19 protein-coding genes and 1 tRNA gene are annotated in these 22,397 nt (G+C 70.5%); 9 read left to right on the top strand and 11 right to left on the bottom strand.

Features of this window, described 5'->3' with window-relative positions:
• Nucleotides 1–178: 178 nt before the first annotated feature.
• The 3 genes from FKO37_RS39290 to FKO37_RS39300 all read right to left on the bottom strand — a co-directional run bounded on the left by FKO37_RS39290 (nucleotide 179) and on the right by FKO37_RS39300 (nucleotide 1,249).
• A tRNA-Val gene (locus FKO37_RS39290) sits at nucleotides 179–250 on the bottom strand.
• Nucleotides 251–294: 44 nt separating this feature from the next.
• Nucleotides 295–759 (bottom strand): peroxiredoxin, encoded by a 465-nt coding sequence (locus FKO37_RS39295; RefSeq protein WP_238607726.1) that lies wholly within the window; start codon nucleotides 757–759, stop codon nucleotides 295–297.
• A gap of 55 nt (nucleotides 760–814) precedes the next feature.
• Nucleotides 815–1,249 (bottom strand): DUF3052 domain-containing protein, encoded by a 435-nt coding sequence (locus FKO37_RS39300; RefSeq protein WP_238607727.1) that lies wholly within the window; start codon nucleotides 1,247–1,249, stop codon nucleotides 815–817.
• A gap of 398 nt (nucleotides 1,250–1,647) precedes the next feature.
• On the opposite strand from FKO37_RS39300, the gene aceE reads away from it, so the two are divergent.
• From aceE to FKO37_RS39315, 3 genes are all read left to right on the top strand, one after another.
• The gene (gene aceE, locus FKO37_RS39305) at nucleotides 1,648–4,443 is read left to right on the top strand and encodes a pyruvate dehydrogenase (acetyl-transferring), homodimeric type (RefSeq protein ID WP_043835979.1); all 2,796 of its coding nucleotides are present in this window, start codon (nucleotides 1,648–1,650) and stop codon (nucleotides 4,441–4,443) included.
• 106 nt (nucleotides 4,444–4,549) lie between these two features.
• Nucleotides 4,550–5,761: an alpha-hydroxy acid oxidase gene (locus tag FKO37_RS39310; RefSeq protein ID WP_238607728.1), complete on the top strand. Its 1,212-nt coding sequence runs from the start codon at nucleotides 4,550–4,552 to the stop codon at nucleotides 5,759–5,761.
• A 97-nt stretch (nucleotides 5,762–5,858) separates the two neighbouring features.
• Nucleotides 5,859–6,104 (top strand): hypothetical protein, encoded by a 246-nt coding sequence (locus FKO37_RS39315; RefSeq protein ID WP_037820494.1) that lies wholly within the window; start codon nucleotides 5,859–5,861, stop codon nucleotides 6,102–6,104.
• Between the two features lie 2 nt (nucleotides 6,105–6,106).
• Here the strand turns inward: FKO37_RS39315 and FKO37_RS39320 are convergent, their stop codons facing one another.
• The 4 genes from FKO37_RS39320 to FKO37_RS39335 all read right to left on the bottom strand — a co-directional run bounded on the left by FKO37_RS39320 (nucleotide 6,107) and on the right by FKO37_RS39335 (nucleotide 10,879).
• Nucleotides 6,107–6,745: a nicotinamide mononucleotide transporter family protein gene (locus FKO37_RS39320; protein ID WP_037820491.1), complete on the bottom strand. Its 639-nt coding sequence runs from the start codon at nucleotides 6,743–6,745 to the stop codon at nucleotides 6,107–6,109.
• Nucleotides 6,746–7,160: 415 nt separating this feature from the next.
• Nucleotides 7,161–8,024, bottom strand: coding sequence for a hypothetical protein (locus FKO37_RS39325; protein ID WP_134669558.1), 864 nt, complete (start codon nucleotides 8,022–8,024; stop codon nucleotides 7,161–7,163).
• 726 nt (nucleotides 8,025–8,750) lie between these two features.
• Nucleotides 8,751–9,965, bottom strand: a complete 1,215-nt coding sequence (locus FKO37_RS39330) for an ABC transporter permease (protein ID WP_134733728.1) — start codon at nucleotides 9,963–9,965, stop codon at nucleotides 8,751–8,753.
• Nucleotides 9,962–10,879, bottom strand: coding sequence for an ABC transporter ATP-binding protein (locus tag FKO37_RS39335; protein WP_043835984.1), 918 nt, complete (start codon nucleotides 10,877–10,879; stop codon nucleotides 9,962–9,964). The genes FKO37_RS39330 and FKO37_RS39335 overlap by 4 nt, the downstream gene beginning before the upstream one ends.
• A 155-nt stretch (nucleotides 10,880–11,034) precedes the next feature.
• Between FKO37_RS39335 and FKO37_RS39340 the strand changes: the two genes are divergently transcribed.
• Nucleotides 11,035–12,246: a CdaR family transcriptional regulator gene (locus FKO37_RS39340; RefSeq protein ID WP_037820487.1), complete on the top strand. Its 1,212-nt coding sequence runs from the start codon at nucleotides 11,035–11,037 to the stop codon at nucleotides 12,244–12,246.
• Between the two features lie 226 nt (nucleotides 12,247–12,472).
• Here FKO37_RS39340 and FKO37_RS39345 read toward each other — a convergent pair whose 3' ends face one another.
• Nucleotides 12,473–13,363: a transposase family protein gene (locus FKO37_RS39345; RefSeq protein ID WP_238603392.1), complete on the bottom strand. Its 891-nt coding sequence runs from the start codon at nucleotides 13,361–13,363 to the stop codon at nucleotides 12,473–12,475.
• A 440-nt stretch (nucleotides 13,364–13,803) separates the two neighbouring features.
• Between FKO37_RS39345 and FKO37_RS39350 the strand changes: the two genes are divergently transcribed.
• The 4 genes from FKO37_RS39350 (at nucleotide 13,804) to FKO37_RS39365 (ending at nucleotide 17,313) form a co-directional block, all read left to right on the top strand.
• On the top strand, nucleotides 13,804–14,715 hold the full coding sequence (locus FKO37_RS39350; RefSeq protein ID WP_078870821.1) for an ACP S-malonyltransferase: 912 nt from the start codon (nucleotides 13,804–13,806) through the stop codon (nucleotides 14,713–14,715).
• Nucleotides 14,712–15,695, top strand: a complete 984-nt coding sequence (locus FKO37_RS39355) for a beta-ketoacyl-ACP synthase III (protein ID WP_037820483.1) — start codon at nucleotides 14,712–14,714, stop codon at nucleotides 15,693–15,695. Before FKO37_RS39350 ends, FKO37_RS39355 begins: the two co-directional genes overlap by 4 nt.
• Before the next feature lie 70 nt (nucleotides 15,696–15,765).
• The gene (locus FKO37_RS39360; RefSeq protein WP_037820481.1) at nucleotides 15,766–16,011 is read left to right on the top strand and encodes an acyl carrier protein; all 246 of its coding nucleotides are present in this window, start codon (nucleotides 15,766–15,768) and stop codon (nucleotides 16,009–16,011) included.
• A 51-nt stretch (nucleotides 16,012–16,062) separates the two neighbouring features.
• A complete protein-coding gene (locus FKO37_RS39365) occupies nucleotides 16,063–17,313 on the top strand; it encodes a beta-ketoacyl synthase (RefSeq protein WP_037820479.1) in 1,251 nt (416 codons plus the stop codon).
• 66 nt (nucleotides 17,314–17,379) lie between these two features.
• On the opposite strand, the gene FKO37_RS39370 is transcribed toward FKO37_RS39365, so the two are convergent.
• Together FKO37_RS39370 and FKO37_RS39375 are read right to left on the bottom strand one after the other, a co-directional pair.
• Nucleotides 17,380–17,979 (bottom strand): hypothetical protein, encoded by a 600-nt coding sequence (locus FKO37_RS39370; RefSeq protein WP_037820478.1) that lies wholly within the window; start codon nucleotides 17,977–17,979, stop codon nucleotides 17,380–17,382.
• A 23-nt stretch (nucleotides 17,980–18,002) separates the two neighbouring features.
• A complete protein-coding gene (locus FKO37_RS39375) occupies nucleotides 18,003–18,506 on the bottom strand; it encodes a DUF3145 domain-containing protein (protein WP_093576929.1) in 504 nt (167 codons plus the stop codon).
• A gap of 2,302 nt (nucleotides 18,507–20,808) precedes the next feature.
• Between FKO37_RS39375 and FKO37_RS39380 the strand changes: the two genes are divergently transcribed.
• A complete protein-coding gene (locus tag FKO37_RS39380) occupies nucleotides 20,809–21,408 on the top strand; it encodes a hypothetical protein (protein WP_238607729.1) in 600 nt (199 codons plus the stop codon).
• A gap of 400 nt (nucleotides 21,409–21,808) precedes the next feature.
• Here FKO37_RS39380 and FKO37_RS39385 read toward each other — a convergent pair whose 3' ends face one another.
• Nucleotides 21,809–22,378: a TetR/AcrR family transcriptional regulator gene (locus FKO37_RS39385; RefSeq protein ID WP_238607730.1), complete on the bottom strand. Its 570-nt coding sequence runs from the start codon at nucleotides 22,376–22,378 to the stop codon at nucleotides 21,809–21,811.
• Nucleotides 22,379–22,397: the final 19 nt, after the last annotated feature.

The raw sequence follows: 22,397 nt of genomic DNA on the forward strand, positions 1-22,397 counted from the left end.
GACGGGGCAAGGGGAGGAACGAGAAGGCCTCTTGGGCCGGGAACGATGGGGGATCCCGGTTCGAGGGGCCTTCTCTTGTGTCCGCGGACACCGCACCGGATGCTCGACAGTCCAGCAACGAAAACAAGCCGACCCCATCCGGTAAAGCTTTCACCGGATGGGGTCGGCTCGAGAACGGTGGGCGCAGCAGGGATCGAACCTGCGACCGCTCGGGTGTAAACCGAGTGCTCTCCCGCTGAGCTATGCGCCCGCGCGCCGGAACGGGGAGTCCCCGCCCCGGCGAGCGAAAAGAATTCAGGCGGTCAGTTCCTCGACCGCCTTCTTCCACCCGGACTGGTCGCGCGCCTCGCCCGGCGCGTTGACCTCGGCGAAGCGGACCACGCCTTCGGTGTCGATCAGGAAGGTGCCGCGGACGGCGAGCCCTGCCTGGTCGTTGAACACGCCGTACTTCTGCGCCACCTCGCCGTGCGGCCAGAAGTCCGACAGCAGCGGGAACTGGTAGCCCTCGACCTCGGCCCACGCCTTGAGCGAGAACGGCGTGTCGACCGAGACGCCCAGCACCTGGACGCCCTTGCCGTCGTAGTCGCCGAACTCGTCGCGCAGCTGGCACAGTTCGCCGGTGCAGATCCCGCTGAAAGCGAACGGGTAGAACACCAGCAGGACCGGCTTGTCGCCCTTGAACTGCGACAGCGTGACCGGCTGCTTGTTGTAGTCGTTGAGCGTGAAGTCAGGGGCCTGCGAACCGACCTCGACGGCCATACCGGCGATTCCTCTCCAGAGCGAACACGAGCGTGCCGCCCACCCTATCGCGGCCTCAGCGCTGCTTGGCCTTCGAGGACTTCGGCGACACCAGCCGGGTGCCCAGCCAGCCGGGGCCCACGCTGATGTTGGCCGTCTGGGCGAGCCCGACCTGGGGCACCGCCTCGGCGATGTCGCTGGGCTCGACGTGCCCGGGCTGCCCGGTCTTCGGGGTCAGCACCCAGATCACGCCGTTCTCGTCCAGCGGGCCTCGCGCGTCGACCAGCGCGTCCCCGAGGTCTCCGTCGTTGTCGCGCCACCACAGCAGCACAACGTCGATGACCTCCTGCGCGTCTTCGTCGAGGAGCTCACCGCCGATGGTTTCCTCGATCGCCGCGCGGACGCCGTCGTCGACGTCCTCGTCCCAGCCGATCTCCTGGACCACCATGTCCGGCTTGATGCCAAGGCTCTCGGCGACGCCGGCGTTGCCTGCGTCTCCCGCGGCGACCACTGCTTCCACTCCTCCAACTACGACGGAGCGCGGCGGTAGGTCCGCCGCACTCGGATACACGGTTGTCGAACAGCGAACACTGACGCGGCGCTGCGCGCAACCGTCCACACCGGATCTTTGGCAAGTCGTGTCTGCAGCGTAGGGGCTTGCCGCCTCCCCGCCCGACTCCGGGTGGCACTCAGTACCCACCGCTGCGACGCCCTCCCCGGGAGCCTCCTTTAGGGTGGAGGAGAGAAAACGCGCGCGCGATACACCGTGCGCGGGGAGTGGCGACACTCGGGCGGCCGATGTTACCGGGCAGTACAGGTGACGGGAACCCCAACCGGGACGACCATGGACGTCGGCGAGCACTCCCGCCCACCAGCTACAACGGCTACAACCAGCTACAAGGAGACCCCTTGGCCCCGCAGAACGACGGCGCCTCCGGCAAGGAGACCCCGGCTCGCGTACGCGTCATCCGTGACGGACTCGCGGCGCACCTTCCCGACATCGACCCGGAAGAGACCAGCGAATGGCTGGACTCCTTCGACGAGGCGCTGGCGCGAGGGGGCCAGCAGCGGGCCAGGTACCTGATGCTGCGCATCCTCGAGCGCGCCCGGGAGCGCAACGTCGGCGTCCCGGCGCTCACGTCGACCGACTACGTGAACACGATCCCCACCGAGAACGAGCCGTGGTTCCCGGGCGACGAGGAGATCGAGCGCCGCTACCGCCGCTACATCCGCTGGAACGCGGCGATCATGGTGCACCGCGCGCAGCGGCCGGGCGTCGGCGTCGGCGGCCACATCTCCACCTACGCCTCGTCGGCGGCGCTGTACGAGGTCGGCTTCAACCACTTCTTCCGCGGCAAGGACCACTCCGGCGGCGGCGACCAGGTCTTCTTCCAGGGCCACGCCTCCCCCGGCATGTACGCCCGCGCGTTCCTCGAGGGCCGCCTTTCCGAGCAGCAGCTCGACGGGTTCCGCCAGGAGTACAGCCACGCGGGCGAGGGCGGCGGCCTCCCGTCGTACCCGCACCCGCGGCTGATGCCGGAGTTCTGGGAGAACCCGACGGTGTCGATGGGCCTCGGCCCGATGAACGCGATCTACCAGGCGCGGTTCAACCGCTACCTGCACGACCGCGGCATCAAGGACACCTCCGACCAGCACGTCTGGGCGTTCCTCGGCGACGGCGAGATGGACGAGGCCGAATCGCGCGGCCTGATCCACGTGGCCGCGGGCGAGGGCCTGGACAACCTGACCTTCGTGATCAACTGCAACCTGCAGCGGCTCGACGGCCCGGTGCGCGGCAACGGCAAGATCATCCAGGAGCTGGAGTCCTACTTCCGCGGCGCGGGCTGGAACGTGATCAAGGTCATCTGGGGCCGCGAGTGGGACGCGCTGCTCTCGGCCGACCGCGACGGCGCGCTGGTCAACCTGATGAACGTCACGCCGGACGGCGACTACCAGACGTACAAGGCCAACGACGGCGCCTTCGTCCGCGAGCACTTCTTCGGCCGCGACCCGCGGACGAAGGAACTGGTCAAGGACCTGTCCGACGCCGACGTCTGGAACCTCAAGCGCGGCGGGCACGACTACCGCAAGGTGTACGCGGCGTACAAGGCGGCCATGGAGCACCACGGCCAGCCGACGGTGATCCTGGCCCACACCATCAAGGGCTACGGCCTCGGCCCGTCGTTCGAGGGCCGCAACGCCACGCACCAGATGAAGAAGCTCACCCTCGACGACCTGAAGCTGTTCCGGGACGCGCAGCGGATCCCGATCAGCGACGAGGAGCTCGAGAAGAACCCGAAGCTGCCGCCGTACTTCCACCCCGGCCCGGATTCGCCGGAGATCGAGTACATGCGCGGCCGCCGCAAGGCGCTGGGCGGGTACCTGCCGGAGCGCCGCCCGAAGACCGCCAAGGCGCTCGTGCTGCCCGGCGACAAGGTCTACGAGGGCGTCCGCAAGGGCTCGGGCAAGCAGGAGGTCGCCACCACGATGGCGATCGTCCGGCTCATCCGCGAGCTGGCGAAGGACTCGGAGATCGGCAAGCGGATCGTCCCGATCATCCCGGACGAGGCGCGCACGTTCGGCCTCGACTCGATGTTCCCGACCGCCAAGATCTACAACCCGCACGGCCAGACCTACACCTCGGTCGACGCGAGCCTGATGCTGGCGTACAAGGAGTCCGAGAAGGGCCAGCTGCTGCACGAGGGCATCAACGAGGCGGGTTCCACCGCGTCGTTCACCGCCGTCGGCACGTCGTACGCGACGCACGGCGAGCCGATGATCCCGATCTACATCTTCTACTCGATGTTCGGGTTCCAGCGCACCGGCGACGGCCTGTACGCGGCGGCGGACCAGATGGCCCGCGGTTTCGTGCTGGGAGCCACTGCCGGCCGCACCACGCTGACCGGTGAGGGTCTGCAGCACGCGGACGGGCACTCGCTGCTGCTGGCGGCGACGAACCCGGCCGTGGTGGCGTACGACCCGGCGTACTCGTTCGAGATCGCCCACATCGTCAAGGACGGCCTGCGCCGGATGTACGGCGAGACCGGCCCGGACGGCAACGGCGAGAACGTCTTCTACTACATCACCATCTACAACGAGCCGTACCAGCAGCCGGCGGAGCCGGAGAACCTGGACGTCGACGGCGTCCTGAAGGGCCTCTACCGGTACGCCGACGCCCCTGAGGGCGACGGCCCGGAGGTCCAGGTGCTGGTCTCCGGCGTCACGATGCCGGACGCGCTCAAGGCGCAGAAGATGCTGGCCGAGGAGTGGGGCGTGCGGGCCGCGGTGTGGTCGGCGACGTCGTGGGGCGAACTGCGCCGCGAAGCGGTCGAGATCGACCACGAGAACCTGCTGCACCCGGACGCGACGCCGCGGGTTCCGTACGTCACGCAGAAGCTGGCCGAGGTTTCCGGCCCGGTCGTGGCGGTGTCGGACTGGATGCGCGCGGTGCCGGACATGATCCGCCCGTGGGTGCCCACCGACATGCTCACGCTCGGCACCGACGGGTTCGGGTTCTCCGACACCCGCCCGGCCGCGCGGCGCAAGTTCCTGGTGGACGCCGAGTCGATCACCGTCGGGGCGCTGTCCGCGCTCGCCAAGCGCGGCGAGTTCGACCAGGCGAAGGTCGCCGAGGCGGCGCGCCGCTACCGGCTCGACGACGTGGCGGCCGCCGGGCCGCAGACGTCCGACTCCGGCAACGCGTGACCGCTGCCTGACCGCGGAGGCCCCTCCCGGGACGATGTCCTGGAGGGGCCTCTGCCTTAAGGTAGACATCGGATGTATCTGGATGCCTGACGAAAGGTGGTCGAGCGTGACCCAGCGTCGCCTGCCCCGGCCCAGCGAGCTCAAAGAGATCCTGCGGCCGAAGCCGATCGTGCTCAACCCGACCGACCGGCGCCTGGCCGGCGCGCACACGATCGCCGACCTGCGGATGATCGCGCGCAAGCGGACCCCGCGCGCGGCGTTCGACTACACCGACGGCGCGGCCGAACTCGAGGACAGCCTGCGCCGCGCCCGGCAGGCCTACCGCCGGGTGGAATTCCAGCCCAACGTGCTGCGCGGCGTGTCCGATGTGGACACCAGCAGGGAGATCCTCGGCAAGCGCTCGGCGCTGCCGTTCGCGTTCGCGCCCACCGGGTTCACGCGGATGATGCAGACCGAGGGCGAGCGCGCGGTGGCCAGGGTGGCGCAGCGCAACAACATGCCGATGGCGCTTTCGACGATGGGCACCACGTCGATCGAGGATCTCGCGGCCGCCGCGCCGGATGCGCGGAAGTGGTTCCAGCTGTACGTGTGGCGCGACCACGGCGCGGGCGAAGATCTGATGAATCGCGCGTGGGAGAGCGGATACGACACGCTCCTGCTGACCGTCGACACCCCGGTCGCGGGACAGCGGCTGCGCGACGTCCGCAACGGCCTCACCATCCCGCCCGCGATCACGCTGAAGACGTTCGTGGACGGCGCGATGCACCCGGCGTGGTGGTTCAACATGCTGACCACCGAGCCGCTGAACTTCGCGTCGCTCAACCGGTTCGGCGGCACCGTCGCGGAACTGCTGGACAAGCTTTTCGACCCGACGCTGAACTTCGACGACCTCGACTGGGTGCGCCAGACCTGGCCGGGCAAGCTCGTGATCAAGGGCGTGCAGAACGTCGACGACGCCCGCGAAGTGGTGAAACACGGCGCGGACGCGGTCCTGCTGTCCAACCACGGCGGCCGTCAGCTCGACCGGGCCCCGACGCCGATCGAGCTGCTGCCCGCGACGCTGGACGCGGTCCAGGGCAGCGCCGAGGTCTGGGTCGACACCGGCATCCTGTCCGGCGGCGACATCGTGGCCGCGCTCGCCCGCGGCGCGAACGCGGTGCTGATCGGCCGCGCGTTCCTGTACGGCCTGATGGCGGGCGGCGAACGCGGCGTGCAGCGCTGCGTGGACATCCTGCGCACCGAGATGATCCGCACGATGCAGCTGCTCGGGGTCCGGCGGGTGGACGACCTGCGCCCCACCCACGCCACGCTCCGCTGAGCGGGGCGCGGGCGCGGACTGGTGCGGTCGGCGTAATCGCGTATCCAGTGACGGACATCACGTCTCCTGCCTTCGGAAGATCCGAGGGGGAAAGACCATGTCCGTCACGCTGAACCGCCGCGCGCTGGCGATGCTCCGCGCGATCGCCGCCGGCCGAGCCGAACTCACCCGCAGCTGCGAACCGGATCTGAGGGTCGACGGCCTGCCCTGCTGCGACCAGACGACCGCGCACGATCTCGTCCGGGAAGGCCTGGTCCGCCCGGTGTCCGCACTGGGCGGGCCGGTCGGGCAGTGGACGCGGGCCGAGCTGACCCCGGACGGGCAGCTCGCGCTCGGCGCCTGACCTCAGCGCGCCGCGGCGACGGCCTTCTCGCCGGACACCGCGGTGCGCGCCGAGCGGTTCCAGGTGACCCAGCCGTGGACGACCAGCGCGGCGAAGACAATGTAGATCGCGGCCGAGAAGTACAGGCCGGAGCTGATCTGCAGCGGCACGCCGATCGCGTCGACCACCAGCCACACGCCCCAGAACTCCACGAGCCCGACGCCTTGCGCGGCGAACGCGACGAGCGTTCCGACGAAGATCGCGGCGTCCGGCCAGGGCGCCCACGAGGCGTCGAGTGCCTGGAGCGTCAGCGCCATCGCGACCGTGCCCAGCCCGAACGCGCCGAGCATCACGGCCCGCTCGGTCCAGCGGCCCTTGCGCACCACGACGCCGTACACCGGGTCGGTCCTGCGGTTCCAGGCCCACCAGCCGTAGAGCGAGATGAGCAGGATCGCGACCTGCCGTCCGGCGAGACCGCCGAGATGCGCGGACGCGTAAACGGAGAAGAGCAGGACCGTCGCGCCGACCTGCACCGGCCAGGTCCACAGCGTCCGCCGCTGCGCGAGGAACACGACCGCGAGCGCGAACACCTGCCCGGCCAGCTCGGCGATCGAGATCCACTGGCCGAACACGGTCACGCCGTGATGCAACAGGAAGTCCACGTCGGCACCCCTTCCGATCTACGCCTCCCAACATGCAACACGGAGCCGCCATTCCCGTGCCGATGTGAGACTGAAGACAGTCCCGCTGAGTGGACGCCGGAGCCGGACATGGCGGAGGCCCGGCGCCGGGGTGGCGCCGGGCCTCCATCGCCCGAACGGCGGGGCCGGCTGTGGTGATCGAGCCCCAGCCCTACGTGCCGCCCTTGCCGACCGCCACGAGCGGAATTGCACCGGGCAGACCGCGGGGCCGCGCTGCCGAAGCAACGCGGCCCCTTGTCCCGACCCGCGGATCGGGGAAGGCCGTCAGCGAAGCCGCCGGCCGGGTTCGAATCCGGTCAGCAGCACGGCCCGGAGCCGGTGAAGCTCCGCGGATCAGCTCGCTGTCCGCGGAATCCCCGGCTCGACTGGCGCCGGATCAGCGGTCCACGCGGCCGAACCCGGCGGGCGGGGTCGGCGGCTCCGGCGGGCGTCCGCCGTCCGCGGGCATCTGGCGGGTCTGCTCGCCCGGCTGCGGAAGGCTGCCCGACTGCGACTGCGGATAGCTCTGCGTCCGGGCCTGCCCGGCGTGCGCGTGCTGCCCGCTCACCTGGCCCGGCTCCCGTGCACTGTTGCCGGAGCCGACCTGGCCCTGCAGGTTCGCCAGCCAGCCGCCCCAGCGTTCCTGGGCCGGCTTGATCAGGCCGCCGCCGAAGCCGACCACGATCACGCCGCCCGCGGTCGCCAGCACCGCGATCAGGATCGGGCCGGTCACCGCCGTCGCGATGTTCACCTGGCCCAGCGCCGCGATGATGCCGAACGCCATCACCAGCCAGTACGCGATCGTGCTGAGCAGCCGCCCGGCCGAACGGCCCGACAGCGCGCCCGCGACGACGTCCCGCACGACCTTCGCGATCGCCGCCGCGACGATGATCAGCACCACCGCGACCAGGATCCTCGGCAGGAACGCGATGATGTCGTTCAGCAGCTGGCTCACCGGGTTCGACTGCCCGAACACCCCGAACGCCAGCTGCAGCGCGATCAGCAGAATGAAGTAGTAGACGAGTTTCACGAGCACCGCGGTGGCGTCGAGATTCGCGCCCTTCACCATTCCGGTCAGCCCGGTCTTCTCCACCATCCGCGTGAAACCGAGCTTTCCGAGAACGAGCCCGACCGCTTTGGACACGGCTTTCGCGATCAGCCAGCCGATCAAGAGGATGATCAGAAAACCCACGAGTTTCGGGACGAACGTGGCCACCAGATTCCAGGCCTGTCCGAGTCCGTCCTTGAGTTGTTCACCCACGCTGGCTCCCTTCGCCGCGGTTCGACGTGGATTCCGGCACCGTCCTGTCGCACCGGGTCGCAGGACAGGTACCCACTGCGCCCGAGTGCTGTGCACCACGATCGAGTGAGACGACTGGCGCGGGAAGATCAATCGCCGCCATACTTGTCCTACCGGTGGGGACCGGGGAGACGAGGCCGCTCGGCGCAGCGAAAACCGCAAGCGCCGAGCGGCCTCGAACATTTTCCGCTCTTTATCGCCGCGCGCGGGCGCTTCCGAGACGAATGCGGTTCGGGTTTTCTCCGCCGTTCATCTGGCCTTCATGTTCGGGCGATTGGCGAGTCGCCGACGGATTTGCGTGCCGACCAGCGGACGGCGGCGGAGATGTCCGGACGGGAATCCCGTGCGGGCGCGCTCTGTGCGGTGCGAATTCGCGTCGTGCGACAGTCCGCGGCGGCGAATTGCGCGGGTCTTCCGCACGCGTGCCGGATAACCGCGCGGCGGCAATAGCGAGCGGCGGAGATGCCGCGCGAAGGTCATTAACCGGCGCTCGGCCGGGTGACCGGAACGGCGGGTTCGCGAGGGCGGCGTTCACGCAACTCACCCGATGCCGCTAACCCACGTGGGTTAGGGCCTCCGCTGCCCAGGTCCCTCACTGGGCCGGCAGGTCCACCGAGAGTAGAGGCTTTCGCAAAGAAACGGCGGGCCGCGGCATTCCGCCGCGGCCCGCCGTCCGGAACTTCGCGGTCAGGCCGCGCGCAGGGCGTCCCGCAGCTTCACCTTCGCGCCGGTGCGCATCACCGCGTTGCGGTAGATCCGCGCGGCCAGCCAGATCAGCGCCGGGATCAGCACGATCACCAGACCCACCGACAGCACCGCCTCCCACACCGGCACGCCGCCCATCGCGAGCCGCATCGGCATCAGCGTCGGCGCGAACACCGGGATCAGCGACAGCACCTCGGCCAGCGGGCTGCCCGGATTCGACGGCAGAATCGAAATCCCCACCACGTACCCGGCGATCACGAACATCAGCGCGGGCATCGTCGCGCCGCCCACGTCCTCCTGCCGCGACACCAGCGCGCCGAGAGCGGCGAACACGATCGAATACATGAAGAACCCGAGCAGGTACCAGACGATCAGCCAGATCACGGTGCCGACCGCGGCGTTCACCGAGATCGTCAGCACCCCGAACCCGAGCCCGGCCGCGACGCCCGCCACACCGATCGCCAGCATCTGGATCAGCCCGACAACGCCGATGCCGAGCACCTTCCCGGCCATCAGCTGCCACGGTTTGATCGTCGACAGCAGCAGTTCGACCACCCGCGAGGTTTTCTCCTCGACCACGCCCTGGGCCACGCTCTGCCCGTTGAGCATCAGCGAGAGGTAGATCAGGATGCCCGCGATGATGCCGAGCACCAGCTGCTGCCCGTTGTAGTCGTACGGTTTCTCGAGCGGCGGCAGTTCGTCGATCGTCGCCTCGGCGGTCGCCTGGCGCACCTTCGCCGGATCGCCGCCGAGGGACTCGATCTGCTGGTTGAGCGCCAGCTGCCCCTCGAGCACGGTGAACGTGTTCTTCAGCTTCGCGTCCAGGTCCTTCTTCACCTGGACGTGCACCCGCTTCGCGTCCTGCACCAGGAGCGCGTCGATCGAACCGTCCCGCAGCTTGTCCTGGCCGGTCTTCTCGTCGGGCACCTGCTGCGTCGCGACGGTCTGGCCGATCGACTTCGCCGTCGCGCTCAGCGGCTGCGCCAGCGGCGAGGCGGCCGGCACGTAGCCGACCGTCGCGTCGGCGCCCCCGCCGCCGTTGAAGAGCTTGAAGACCAGCGCCAGCCCGACGACGATGACCACCATCACCAGCGTGGTGATGCGGTAGGCCTTGGAATTGACCCGTGTGGTGATTTCCCGCCCGGCGACGAGGCCGACCGCGGACATCGGGCTCATCTGGATGTTCGACCCGGTCATGCCGCGGCCTCCTGCTGCTCGGACACGACAGAACGGAACAACTCGGTCAGGGACGGCAGTTTGCGGGCGAATTCCCGCACCGGGCCGGTCGCCAGCGCGGCGCGCAGCACCGCCTGGTCGTCGGCGCCGTCAGCCAGTTCCAGTTCGGTCACCGGGCCCTTGCGGCCGAGCACGGTCACGCCGGGCAGCGCGGCGGCCCAGTTTTCCGGAGCCTCCGGCGCGTCGACGAGCAGCCGGACGGTCCCGCCCGCGCGCAGTTCCGCCACCGTGCCGGACGCCTCCATCCGTCCACTCCGGACAATCCCGATCCGGTCGCACAGCCGTTCCACCAAATCCAGCTGGTGGCTGGAAAACACGACCGGAACGCCCTCGGCGGCCTTCTCCTTCAGCACGTCGCTCATCACGTCGACGGCCACCGGGTCCAATCCGGAAAACGGTTCGTCCAGCACGAGAATCCGCGGTTCGTGCACCAGCGCGGCGGCCAGCTGCACGCGCTGCTGGTTGCCGAGGCTGAGCTTCTGCACCTCGTCGTCGCGGCGCGCGGCCACGCCGAGGCGTTCGGTCCACCGTTCGCTCGACGCCTTCGCCGCGGCGGCGGGCATTCCGTGCAGCCGGGCCAGATACGTGAGCTGTTCGCCGACCTTCATCTTCGGGTACAGGCCGCGTTCCTCGGGCATGTAGCCGATCTGCCGGCGCGTTTCGTGCGTGATGGGCTCGCCCGCGTAGCGAACCTGGCCCGCGTCGGCGCTCAGCACCCCGAGCGCGATGCGCATGGTGGTCGTTTTGCCCGCCCCGTTGCTGCCGACGAATCCGAAAAGCTCCCCCGGCCGCACGTCGAACGTCATTTTCTCGAGCGCCACCACGGCGCCGTACCGTTTGGAGATCCCGTCGATCTCCAGTCCGGGCTCTGGCATGGCCCGTCCCCCTGTTCTTTTTTCGCGCGGGGTGATCCCCTACCACCCCACCCCGGATCCTAGGCACTTCGTCCAGGCGCCGCCCACCGCCTGAGGTCGCCGTCGCATCCGCCTAAAGTTGCGGGTCGCGCGCGGCACGTAGGATCGGATCCGACATGGCCGACACCACGGGACGCCCAGCGCGCAAGCACCACGGACTGTCCGCGAAAACCCTGCGCAGCCTGGAGCACGCCTCCGGGCGGCTGGCGAGCGCGAGCGTCGCGGAAATGGAACGCCGGCTGGTGTGGTTCGCGCGGCTCCCCGCCGACCAGCGCGCCAGCGTTCTGCTGATCACGCAGACCGGGGCCAGCGGATTCGTCGCGTGGCTGCGGGATTCGAAGGAAGCGCTGAAGCTCACCACCGAGGCCTTCCGCGACGCGCCAACCGAAGTGTCGCGCTGGATCAGCCTGCGCCAGGCCGTCGCGATGGTGCGGCTCGCGATCGAGGTATTCGAGGAGCAGCTCCCCGAATTCGCCGCTTCGGAAGCCGAACGTGCCGCGTTGATCGAAGGAATTCTGCGCTACGGCAGGGAAATCGCTTTCGCCGCGGCCAATTCCTACGCCGCGGCGGCGGAAGCGCGCGGCGCGTGGGACGCCCGGCTCGAAGCGCTCGTGGTGGACGGAATCGTCCGCGGGGACGCCGAAGAATCCGTCCTTTCGCGAGCCGCGGCGCTCGGGTGGGATCCGGCCGCGGCGGCGACTGTGCTGGTGGGAAATCCACCGTCGGACGACCCGCCGACGGTGGTTTTCGACGTCCGCGCCCGCGCCGCCCGCGTCGGCCGCGCGGTACTGCTGTCGGTGCAAGGCTCGCGGCTGGTGATCGTGATCGGCGGCCCCACCGAGGGCGGGCCGAAGGAACGCGAAATCCTGGCCCGGATGTCAACGGTGTTCGCCGACGGCCCGGTCGTGGCCGGTCCGACGGTGCCGACGCTGGCCGAGGCGCACCACAGCGCGGCCGAGGCGCTGTCCGGCCTGCGCGCGGTGGTCGGCTGGCCCGCAGCCCCGCGCCCGGTGCGCTCCGACGACCTCCTCCCCGAACGAGCCCTCTCCGGCGACCCCGGCGCGGAACGGCTGCTGGTCGACCTCGTGGCCCGGCCGTTGGAAGAAGCCGGAGCCGCCCTGCAGCGGACGGTCGAGACCTATCTGGACACCGGAGGGGTGCTGGAACGCTGCGCGCAAACGCTGTTCGTGCACCCGAACACGGTCCGGTACCGGCTGCGCAAAGCCGCCGAACTCACCGGCCGCAACCCGACCGACGCCCGCGACGCACTGGTGCTGCGGGTCGCGCTCACGGTGGGCAGACTCGCCCGGGCCCGCGGGCTTTGGTGACCGCCACAGTGAGGTTTTCTCACTAACGCGGTGCGCGGTGAGTAAGAGGTGCTGCGGGCCCGGCCAGCAAGGCGCGCCGGGGCGGAGCCTCTCCCGTTTCGGCCCGGTCGACGCCGCCCGCGCATCGCCGCAACAACGCCGCACGCCTCGCTGCTGAAAAACCCCAATGGGGTTTTTTCATCCTGGTTTGTGCTGGTCATGGCGGGTTGGCGGGGTGTGGTAGTTGTCAGGCCGGGGTGGGCTGGGCGGTGTCGCGGGCGTGTTGTTCGTGCTGGGTGAGGACGAGCAGGGCGCGCAGCAGTGTGGTGGCGTGGCGTGGTGCCATGCGGAGTTTGTCGAGGATGCGCCAGTTTTTGAGGGCGGCGAAGCCGCCCTCGACCGCGCAGCGCATCGCGGCGAACGCCGCGTTCGCCTGTTTCTGGCCTTTCGTCAGCGGCCGGTTGGTTTCGGCTTTGAACGGGGTGAGCACGATCTGCTCGCAGGGCCCGCCGCAGTGCGGGCAGTCGCGGGCGGTGCGGACGTCTTTGTGCCAGCCGTGGAAGCCCTTGTCCCCGGCCGGGGACAAGCCGCGGGCGTGGAGCCGTTCGCGGATCCGCAGCCGGCGGGCGGCGGTGATGTCGGCGGTGCGGCCCGGCAGGACCGCGGAGATCCACAGCAGCCGGCCCGCCTCGTCGGTCAGCCCGAGCACGACCAGCCCGTGCTGTTTGTGCTTGCCGCTGTAATGGGCCCGGTTGGCGCGCCCGGCCCGGCGGCGGGTCCGGATCAGCGTCCCGTCCACCAGCGCCACCGCCGCGCCGCGGGCGGCCAGCCGGTCCAGGACCCGGTCCAGCCGGGCGGCGCGGGCGGCGAGCAGGCCGACGGTTTCCAGCACCCACCGGCGCACCGTGGAGGCCGAGACGCCGTGACCGCCGGCGATGTGCGCCAGCCGCGGATCGTGGCGCAACACCGCCAGCACCACCAAAGCCTGCCCGGCCGGGCCGGCTTTGCGCCAGCGGGACCGCAACCGCCGCCGGCGCCCGCGGATCAACTCGGCGACCAGCTGCAGGGTCTGCCGCGAAAGAGGAAGAACGACCTGGTAGGAAAGAGGGTCGAAGCCCTCGGCGGATGGTTGACTCACATCTCGATCCTGCCGAGGGCTTCACCCATGCCCACGCCGCCACGCCGGGCCTCGACAGCACTTCCCCTTGCCCCACAACCCAACCAACCCGCAACCACCGCCCCCACCAGCCACAACCACGATGAAACAACCCCAATGTGGCATTGGGTGCATGTCACGCACCCAATGTGGCGTTCGGTGCATCTGACGCACCCAATGCCACATTGGGAGCATCCCGCTCCGCCCCTCCGAGCCGAGGCGCGACCACGGCGTGACAGGGACGCGGCGAGCGCGTGGCGGGTGACAGACTTCACGGCAAGCGCTGGTTGAATCCCACAAGGCGGATGGGTTAAGGGCCGGGTTCTCCGGCGGGTCTTTGGAGGTTTCCTCCAATAACGCCGCGCGGACTTGGTGACCGCCCGCAGCCGAAGCGCGACGGGTCCCGTGGTCTCATAGACAGCGTGACAGTTGCAGTCCTCTCCCCCGGCCAGGGTTCCCAAGCCCCCGGCATGCTCGCTCCGTGGCTCGAGCTCGACGGCGCCCGCGCGCGCGTCGAAGAGTGGTCCGCCCGCTGCGGGCTCGACCTGATCCGGCTCGGCACCGAGGCCGGCGCCGAGGAGATCCAGGACACCGCTGTCGCGCAGCCGCTGATCGTCGCGCTGTCCCTGCTGTCCTTCGAGCACCTCCCGGTCGCCGACGACGCTCCGGTCGCCGGCCACTCCGTCGGCGAACTGGCCGCGGCCGCGATCGCCGGGGTGCTCAGCCCGGCCGACGCCGTCGCGCTCGCCGCGGTCCGCGGCGCCGAGATGGCCAAGGCCTGCGCGCTCGAACCGACGTCGATGGCCGCGGTGATGCTCGGCGATCCCGAGGAAGTCGCCGCGTGGCTGGAAAGCCAGGGCCTCGCCGCCGCGAACCGCAACGGGGCCGGGCAGATCGTCGCTTCCGGGTCCGCCGCCGCGATCGAGAAGATCATCGCCGAGCCGATGGAGGGCACGAAGATCCGTGCGCTCAAGGTCGCCGGCGCCTTCCACACGCCCTACATGGCCCCCGCGGAAGACGCCCTGCGCGAGCACGCCGCCGGTCTCTCCCCGGCCGACCCGACGCGCCCGCTGCTGTCCAATGCCGACGGCCAGGTCGTCACGAGCGGCGCGGAGTACCTGCGCAGGCTCGTCGCCCAGGTGACCCGCCCGGTCCGCTGGGACCTCACCATGGACGGGCTCGTCTCGCTCGGCGTGGACCGCACCGTCGAACTGGCGCCCGCAGGCACCCTGACCGGACTGGTCAAGCGGCAGCTCAAGGGCGTCGTCACCACTACCACCGCGCTGAAGTCGCCCGCCGAGCTGGCGGCGCTGCGCGAGGAGGACGCCCAGTGACCGCCCGCCCCACCCTGCGCCTGGCCCAGGGCGCCCCCGCCGCCCGCATCCTCGGCTTCGGCAGCTACCAGCCGGACCGGATCGTCACGAACGACGACCTGTCGCAGGTCATGGACACCAGCGACCAGTGGATCCGCGACCGCGTCGGCATCATCGAGCGGCGGTTCGGCGAGAAGGACGACGTGCTGGTCGACTACGCCGTCGCCGCCGGGTCCGAAGCGCTCGCCGACGCGGGCCTCGACGCGTCCGAAGTGGACACCGTCATCGTGCCCAACTGCACCATGCCCTCCCAGATCCCGAACGCGGCCGGGCAGGTCGCCGCGCGGATCGGCGTCGCGGCCCCCGGCGCGTTCGACCTCAACGCCGCGTGCGCCGGATTCTGCTACGGCCTCGGCGTCGCCTCCGACCTCGTGCGCGCGGGCTCGGCGAAGAAGGTCCTCGTGATCGGCGCGGAGAAGCTCACCGACGTCGTGGACCCGACCGACCGCGCGAACGCGATCATCTTCGCCGACGGCGCGGGAGCCGCGGTGGTCGGCGGGTCCGACGAACCGGGCATCGGCCCGGTCGTGTGGGGCAGCGCGGGCGACCTCGTCGACCTCATCTACATGCGCGACCACCAGTGGATCTACCAGGAGGGCCAGTCGGTCTTCCGCTGGGCGACCACGCAGATCGCGCCGATCGCGCTGCGCGCGCTGGAAGCCGCCGGGCTGCAACCGTCCGATGTGGACGTGCTGGCGCCGCACCAGGCGAACCTCCGGATCGTCGAGTCGATCGCCAAGAAGCTGCGCGCCAAGGGAGCGCGCGAGGACATGGTGGTGGCCGACGACATCAAGTACTCGGGCAACACCTCGTCCGCTTCGATCCCGATGGCGCTGGACCACATGCGCAAGGCGGGGACGGCGAAAAGCGGCGACGTGGTGCTGGCGGTCGGCTTCGGAGCCGGGCTTTCCTATGCCGCGCAGGCGTTCGTCCTGCCCTGAGCGATACTTCCCCCGCGGGCGCCGTGCCCGCGAGCGGACCTCCAGAAGAACCGAGAAGGGAACAACACCGATGGCTGACAACACTGAGATTCTCGCCGGCCTCGCCGAGATCGTCGAAGAGGTCGCCGGCGTGGCTCAGGACGACGTCACCGCCGAGAAGTCGTTCGTGGACGACCTGGACATCGACTCGCTGTCGATGGTCGAGATCGCCGTGCAGGCCGAGGACAAGTTCGGCGTCAAGATCCCGGACGACGAGCTGGCCAACCTGAAGACCGTCGGCGACGCGGTGAACTACGTGTCCGCCAACTCGAAGTAAGTCCTCTTCGTACCCGGGCCCCGGTCCGGAGCCGACCTTGGGGAGACACCCATGAGCAACATCGACGTCGTGATCACCGGAATGGGCGCGACCACGCCGCTCGGCGGGGACGTCGCGTCCACCTGGGACGGTCTGCTGGCCGGCCGCAGCGGGATCCGCACGATCGAGGCGGACTGGGCGGCGGAGCTGGACCTGCCGGTGCGGATCGCGGCGCAGCTCGCCGTCGAGCCGACCGACATCCTGCCCCGCGTGCAGGCCCGCCGGCTCGACCGGTGCGAGCAGGTGGCGATCATCGCCGCCCGTCAGGCCTGGGCCGACGCCGGGTTCGCCGAGCAGACCGACGAGCACGCCGACGTCGAACCGGAACGCCTCGGCGTCTCGATCGGCACCGGGGTCGGCGGGCCGGTGACCCTGCTGACCCAGAACGATCTGTTGCACCAGCAGGGTCTTCGCAAGGTGTCGCCGCTGACCGTGCCGATGCTGATGCCGAACGGGCCCGCCGCGCACGTGGGCATCGACCTGAAGGCGCGGGCCGGGGTGCACTCGCCCGCGTCGGCGTGCGCGTCCGGGGCCGAGGGCATCGCGAACGGCTTCGAGATGATCCGGTCCGGACGGGCCGACGTGGTGGTCGCGGGCGGTTCCGAGGCGTGCATCCACCCGATCACCGTCGCCGGGTTCGCCCAGGCGCGCACGGTATCGACGCGCAACGACGACCCGGCCGCGGCGTCGCGTCCGTTCGACGTGAGCCGCGACGGCTTCGTGCTCGGCGAGGGCTCCGGCGTCGTCGTGCTCGAGCGGGCCGACCGCGCGAAGGCCCGCGGCGCGCGGATCTACGCGAAGCTGGCCGGCTACGGCCTGACGTCCGACGCCTACCACATCACGGGCAACCACCCGGAGGGCATCGGGCAGATCGCGGCGATGCGCGCGGCGATGACGATGGCCGGACTGTCCCCTTCGGACGTCGGCCACGTGAACGCGCACGCGACGTCCACTGTGGTCGGCGACATCGGCGAGGCGGCCGCGATCCGGTCCGCGATCGGCGAGCACCCGGTGGTCACCGCTCCGAAGGGCGCGCTCGGCCACCTCGTCGGCGGTGCGGGCGCGGTCGAGGGCATCGCGACGATTCTCGCGCTGTACGAGGGCGTCGTTCCCGCGACGCTGAACCTCACCGAACTGGACCCGAAGGTGCAGCTCGACGTCGTGGCCGGGGAGAACCGGAAGGTCGAACTCGCCGCGGCGCTGTCCAACTCGTTCGGTTTCGGCGGGCACAACACCGCGCTGCTGTTCACGCCGGCGAACTGAGTCCTTTTCACGCTGAAGGGCCCCGCGGAAATCTTCCGCGGGGCCCTTCAGCGTTTCACCGGGTTCTCAGCACTTGTCGTGTTCGGTGGCCGTGCCGTCGACGGTGTCGATCCGGTACGAGCCGTGCTCGAACTTCAGCGGCAGCACCAGCCGCCAGTGGATGCACTTCTCCTGGAAGTCGACCGGGGCCTCGTTGAGCGACTGGGTGCTGGTGAACCCGACCAGCGCCCGCAGCGTTCCCTGCGCGCCCGGTTCGATGCGGTACAGCATCACGTCGACGTCCTTAGTGGACTGGAAGCTCCGGTGGAAGTCGTACTCCGGCATCTTGCTGCGGCGAGCGTCGCTGACCGTCTCCGCCCAGGCCTCGTAGTCCTTCTGGTTCACCGCGGTGAAATAGGACTTCAGCACCGTGCGGACGGCGTCGTCCTGCGGGTGGTTCTCGGCGTCCGGGGTGGCCCCGACCTCGACCGCGCCGGACTTGTCGGCCGCACCGCCGCTGGTGGTGGCGGACGGAGCCATGGCTTCGCCGTCGGCCGCACGCGGCGAATCGGGGCGGCGGTACAGCTCGCGGGCGAGCAGACCCCCGGCGACGGTGATGGACAGCACCACCACGAGCACGGGGATCAACCACCGCTGACGGGAAGGCGGGGCCGGGTGAACGCTCACCCGGGTGAGGGTACCGCCCCCGCTCACCCGACCTGGTGCAGCCAGGTGACCGGGGCGCCGTCGCCCGCGTGCCGGTACGGCTCGAGCGCCTCGTCCCAGGCCGCGGCGAGGAGTTCGTCGAGCTTGTGCGCGAGGGTTTCGCCGCCGCGGGTCATGCTGACGAGCGCGCGCAGCTGGTCCTCGCCCACGACGATGTCGCCGTTGGCGCTGGTGCGGCCGTGCCAGAGCCCGAGTCCGGGCGCGAAGCAGAACCGCTCGCCGTCGACGCCCGCGCTGGGTTCCTCGGTGATTTCGAAGCGCACCATCGGCCACGCCTTGAGCGCGCCGGCGAGTTTGCCCGCGGTTCCTGCGGGCGCGCTCCAGCTGCATTCGGCCCGGAGCTGTCCCGGACTGGCCGGCTGGGCCGTCCACTTCAGCTCGACACGGGCACCAAGGGTGCCCGAAATCGCCCACTCGACGTGCGGACATACCGCAGACGGCGACGAGTGGACGTACACCACGCCTCGGGTGCTGCCACGGGTGCTCACTGCTAACCTCCGCTTGTTCGACGAGGGACGTCTTCCCCTACGACCTCTCGAACCCTGCGCAGGTTGCGTAGCCTCCACGGCAGTTCCCGACCTGTGTAGCACATTCTGCACCCCAACCGTGCCGTTTGGCCACATGAACACCACAAGTCGCAGCGGACGACCCATTGTGGTGAGCCACGCCGACGCGAGGGCGCGAAGCACGGTTCCGGCGGCCCGGCACGCTAGCGTGGTGCACCGGAAACGCTGCGGATTCGACAGGAGAATTTCGGTGCGACTGGTCCGTCTCGGGCAGCAGCCCTCGCGCGTCGCGGAAGACGTGCGGGCCGCACTGGCCTCCCTCGGCCGGGGGAGCACGGTGATCGGCGGCGTAGCGCTCGTCGGCGCCCGGCCGACCGGAGACCGTCCGGTCGAGGCGGTCGTGGTGCTGCCCGCGGGCGTGCTCGTCGTGATCGGCGTCGACCTGCCCGACCCGGCCCTGCGCCTCGAAGCCCCGCTGAGCGGCCCGTGGAAAGCGGACGGCTGGCCCCTGGTCCATGGCGACGACGTCAACCCCGCCACCGAAGCGCTCGACCTGTCCCAGGAATGCGAACGCCGCATCGCGGAACTAGGCGGAGGCCCAGTCGGCACGATCGTGGCGGTCGGCCCGTACGTCGAGACGGTCGACCAGCCCCCCGGCGACCTCGCGGGCCCGGTCCGCGTCCTGCACCCGACGCCGACGACCATGCTGGCAGCAACGGTCTCCCTCGCCACGGCCCGGCATCCGCGCTCGGTGGACCAGGCCCGCGCGTTGATCGCGGCGCTGGCGCCGGACGCGCCGGAGCTTTCGGACGAGGTCCTGCGCGGGGAAGGGTTCGTCCGGTTCGCGGACGACGTTCCGGTTCCTCCTGGGCCCCGGTCTCCTGGGGGTTCGGCTGGTTCTGGTGCTGCCGCTGCCGGGGTGGCTGGCGGTGCTTCGGCTGGTTCGGCTGCTGCCGGGGTAGCTGGCGCTGGTTCGGCTGGTTCGGCTGCTGCCGGGGTGGCTGGCGCTGGTTCGGCTGGTTCGGCTGCTGCCGCGAGCGCAGTCAACACTGGCCCGGCGAGCAATGGCACTGCCGCCGCGAATCCCGGTTCCGTGGTCGGAACGGGGGTCTCCGCTGGGACTGCGGCCGCAGGGCTCGGAGCTGCTGCGGCCACCGCGGCGACATCCGGCCCTGCTGGAACCGCCGCCAAGCCCGATCCCGCTGGGGCCGTCGCCGGTTCCGGCTCGCCAAGTCCGGGAAACTCCGCTCCAGCATCGGCCCGGGCCGATGCTGTCGGGTCCGGCGCAGCCCCATCCAGTGCCGCGGGATCGAACACCGTCGCTCCCGGCACAACACCTTCCAGTGCCGCTGGATCGAACGCTGTCTCTCCCAGTACCGCTCCATCCACTGCGGAGACCGTCCCAGGCGGCACTGCGGGGCCGCAAACTCCAGCCGGTGCCGGAGATGTCCGAGGGCTTCCCGTCTTCCCCGGTGCCCCGACGTCGGGATCCGCTGGCACCGCTGCTGGTTCCCCCAGCAACCCTTCCGCCGCACCGAAGTCCGCCACTCCCCCGGTACCGAGGCCGAAGATCATCGCGGTGCGGCCGCCTCGGCCGGAGATTCCGTCGATCGAACTGGAGTCGCTTTCCGAAGCGCCTACCGAGTCCGCGGACCCGCCCGAGGCTCCGACCGAGAAGATGCCGTCCCCGGCGAAGCCGCAGCCTGCCGGACGCCCGCGCGGAGCCGTTCCGCCGGTCGTGCCGAGCAGTCCGCCTCAACCCCCGCGACCGGCTCCCTCCGCAAACTCGGCCGCCAGCCCCGGTACCGGATCGAAGGCAGTCAGTCCCGGAACCGGAACAACCGCCGCGGCAGGACCTGCGCCTGGGGCAACCGGAGCGGGAGCAGGTGCACCCTCCGCTGCCGGAACACGCGCGACCGCCACGCCAGGAACCGGCACCGGGACAGCAGGGGCAGGACCTGAGGCAACCGTCATGGCCGGACCCGGCACTGGGGCAAGCTCAGCCGCAACCGCCACGCCAGGAACCGGCGCTGGGGCAACCGGGGCGGGCGCTGCGACAACTCCCGCAGGAAACCGTGCCGGGGCGGCCGGGGCAGGAGCAGCGACAACCCCCGCGGGAACCGTGGCCGGGGCGGGAGCTGCGGCAACCTCCGCGGGGACCGGCACCGGGGCAGGAGCAGCGACAACCGCCGCGGGAACCGGTGCCGGAGCCGGGCCGAACTCCCCGGCTGGGCCGAACTCCCCTGCCGGACCTGGGAAACCGGGCTCCCGAACCGTCAAGTGGGTGCCGATCGCGGCGATCGTCTTGCTGGTCGTCCTGGTGGTGTCGGCGATCGTCGTGGCGACCAGCGGCGGTGACGACACCGCCGCCGCGCCCGTCAGCAGTGCACCGCCGAGCAGTGTTCCGAGTCCGGTGCCTAGCAGTGTCCAGTCGAGCGCCCCGCCGGCCCCGACTCTCACCTTCGAACCCCGCGCGAGCAGCGCTGACCAGAAGTGCGCCTCGCACGCGTTCGGGGACGTCCAGGCGAGCCTCCAGCAAACCAGCTGCTCCGCGGTCCGCCGCGCGAGCTACACGGCGCTCGTGGACGGGCGGCCGGCCGCGGTGACCGTCGCGGTAGTCGAGTTTTCCGATGCCGGGCAGGCCGATCATCTCAAGCAGATCGCCGACATCCCGGGCGGCGGCGGAATCCTGGACGTCGCCACGGAAACCGGCAAGTGGCCTTCGGGGCCGCCGCAGTTCGACGGTGCCGCCTACGCCAGCAAGATCGACGGGAAGGGCGTCCGGATCGTGCAGGCGGTCTGGCAGCCCGGACCGTCCACTCCGGACGATCCCGGTCTTGCCCGCGCGGCGAAAGGCGCGCTCGACTTGCAGCTGCCGTCCTGAGGGAGCGGCTCAGCGGCCGACCGCGTTCAGTTCGGCCCTGCCGTCCTGAGGGAAAGCCTCAGCAATCGCCCGCCGCCGCGGCACCAGGTGAACGGCGCAGCAACCGGACGGCACCACCACACCCGGCGAACGACTCAGCAATCGACCGCCACGGCGGCACCGCGCGAACGACCCACCAACCGATCTCCGCTGCAGCACCGAGCTAACAGCTCACCGACCGCCCGCCACCACAGCACCGCGCGAACAACTCACCAACCAACCGCCACCACACCACCGCGCGAACAACTCACCAACCATCCGCCACCGCAGCACCGAGCCAACAGTTCGCCAACCGACCTCCACGGCAGCACCGCGCGAACGGCTCACCAACCAACCGCCACCACACCACCGCGCGAACGGCTCACTGCCACCCGTTCTCCAGCAGGTCGAACGCCACGTCGACAACCCGCGGCGGGTCGTCCGAGCGGTCGGCCAGCGAGGCCGTCTCCAGTGCGAAATGAGCCAGCACCGCGCATCGCGGGTCGTCCTCCGGCGCACCGGTTTCCGCGGCGATCACGCGGCTCAGCGTGTGCTCGTGCCCCATCCACATCTTGTGCCAGTACTCGGAAAGCGCGGGCGTCTCCCGCACCAGCCGCAGCAGCGGTTCGGCTTCCGCGCGGATGCCGGAGGTCGCCCGCACGTGGATGTGCGTGCGGAGCGCCTCCAGCACCGACGTGCCCTCCGGCCGGTCGCGCACAGCCGAGACCAGCGCCTCGTCCACCTCGGGCTCCCGGTCGAACACGAGCGCTTCCTTCGTCGGGAAGTGCTTCATCAGCGTGGTGGTGGACACGTCGGCGGCGTCGGCGATCTCGCGCACGGTCACCTGGTCGTAGCCCCGCTCCAGGAACATCCGCAGGGCAGCGTCGGCCAGCGCCTGGCGGGTCGCCGCCTTTTTGCGTTCACGCCGGCCGGGAACGGGGGCACTGGTCATGCCCCGACGCTACCGGACC

The organism is Amycolatopsis sp. Poz14, from assembly GCF_006704225.1.
Lineage (GTDB): Bacteria > Actinomycetota > Actinomycetes > Mycobacteriales > Pseudonocardiaceae > Amycolatopsis > Amycolatopsis nivea.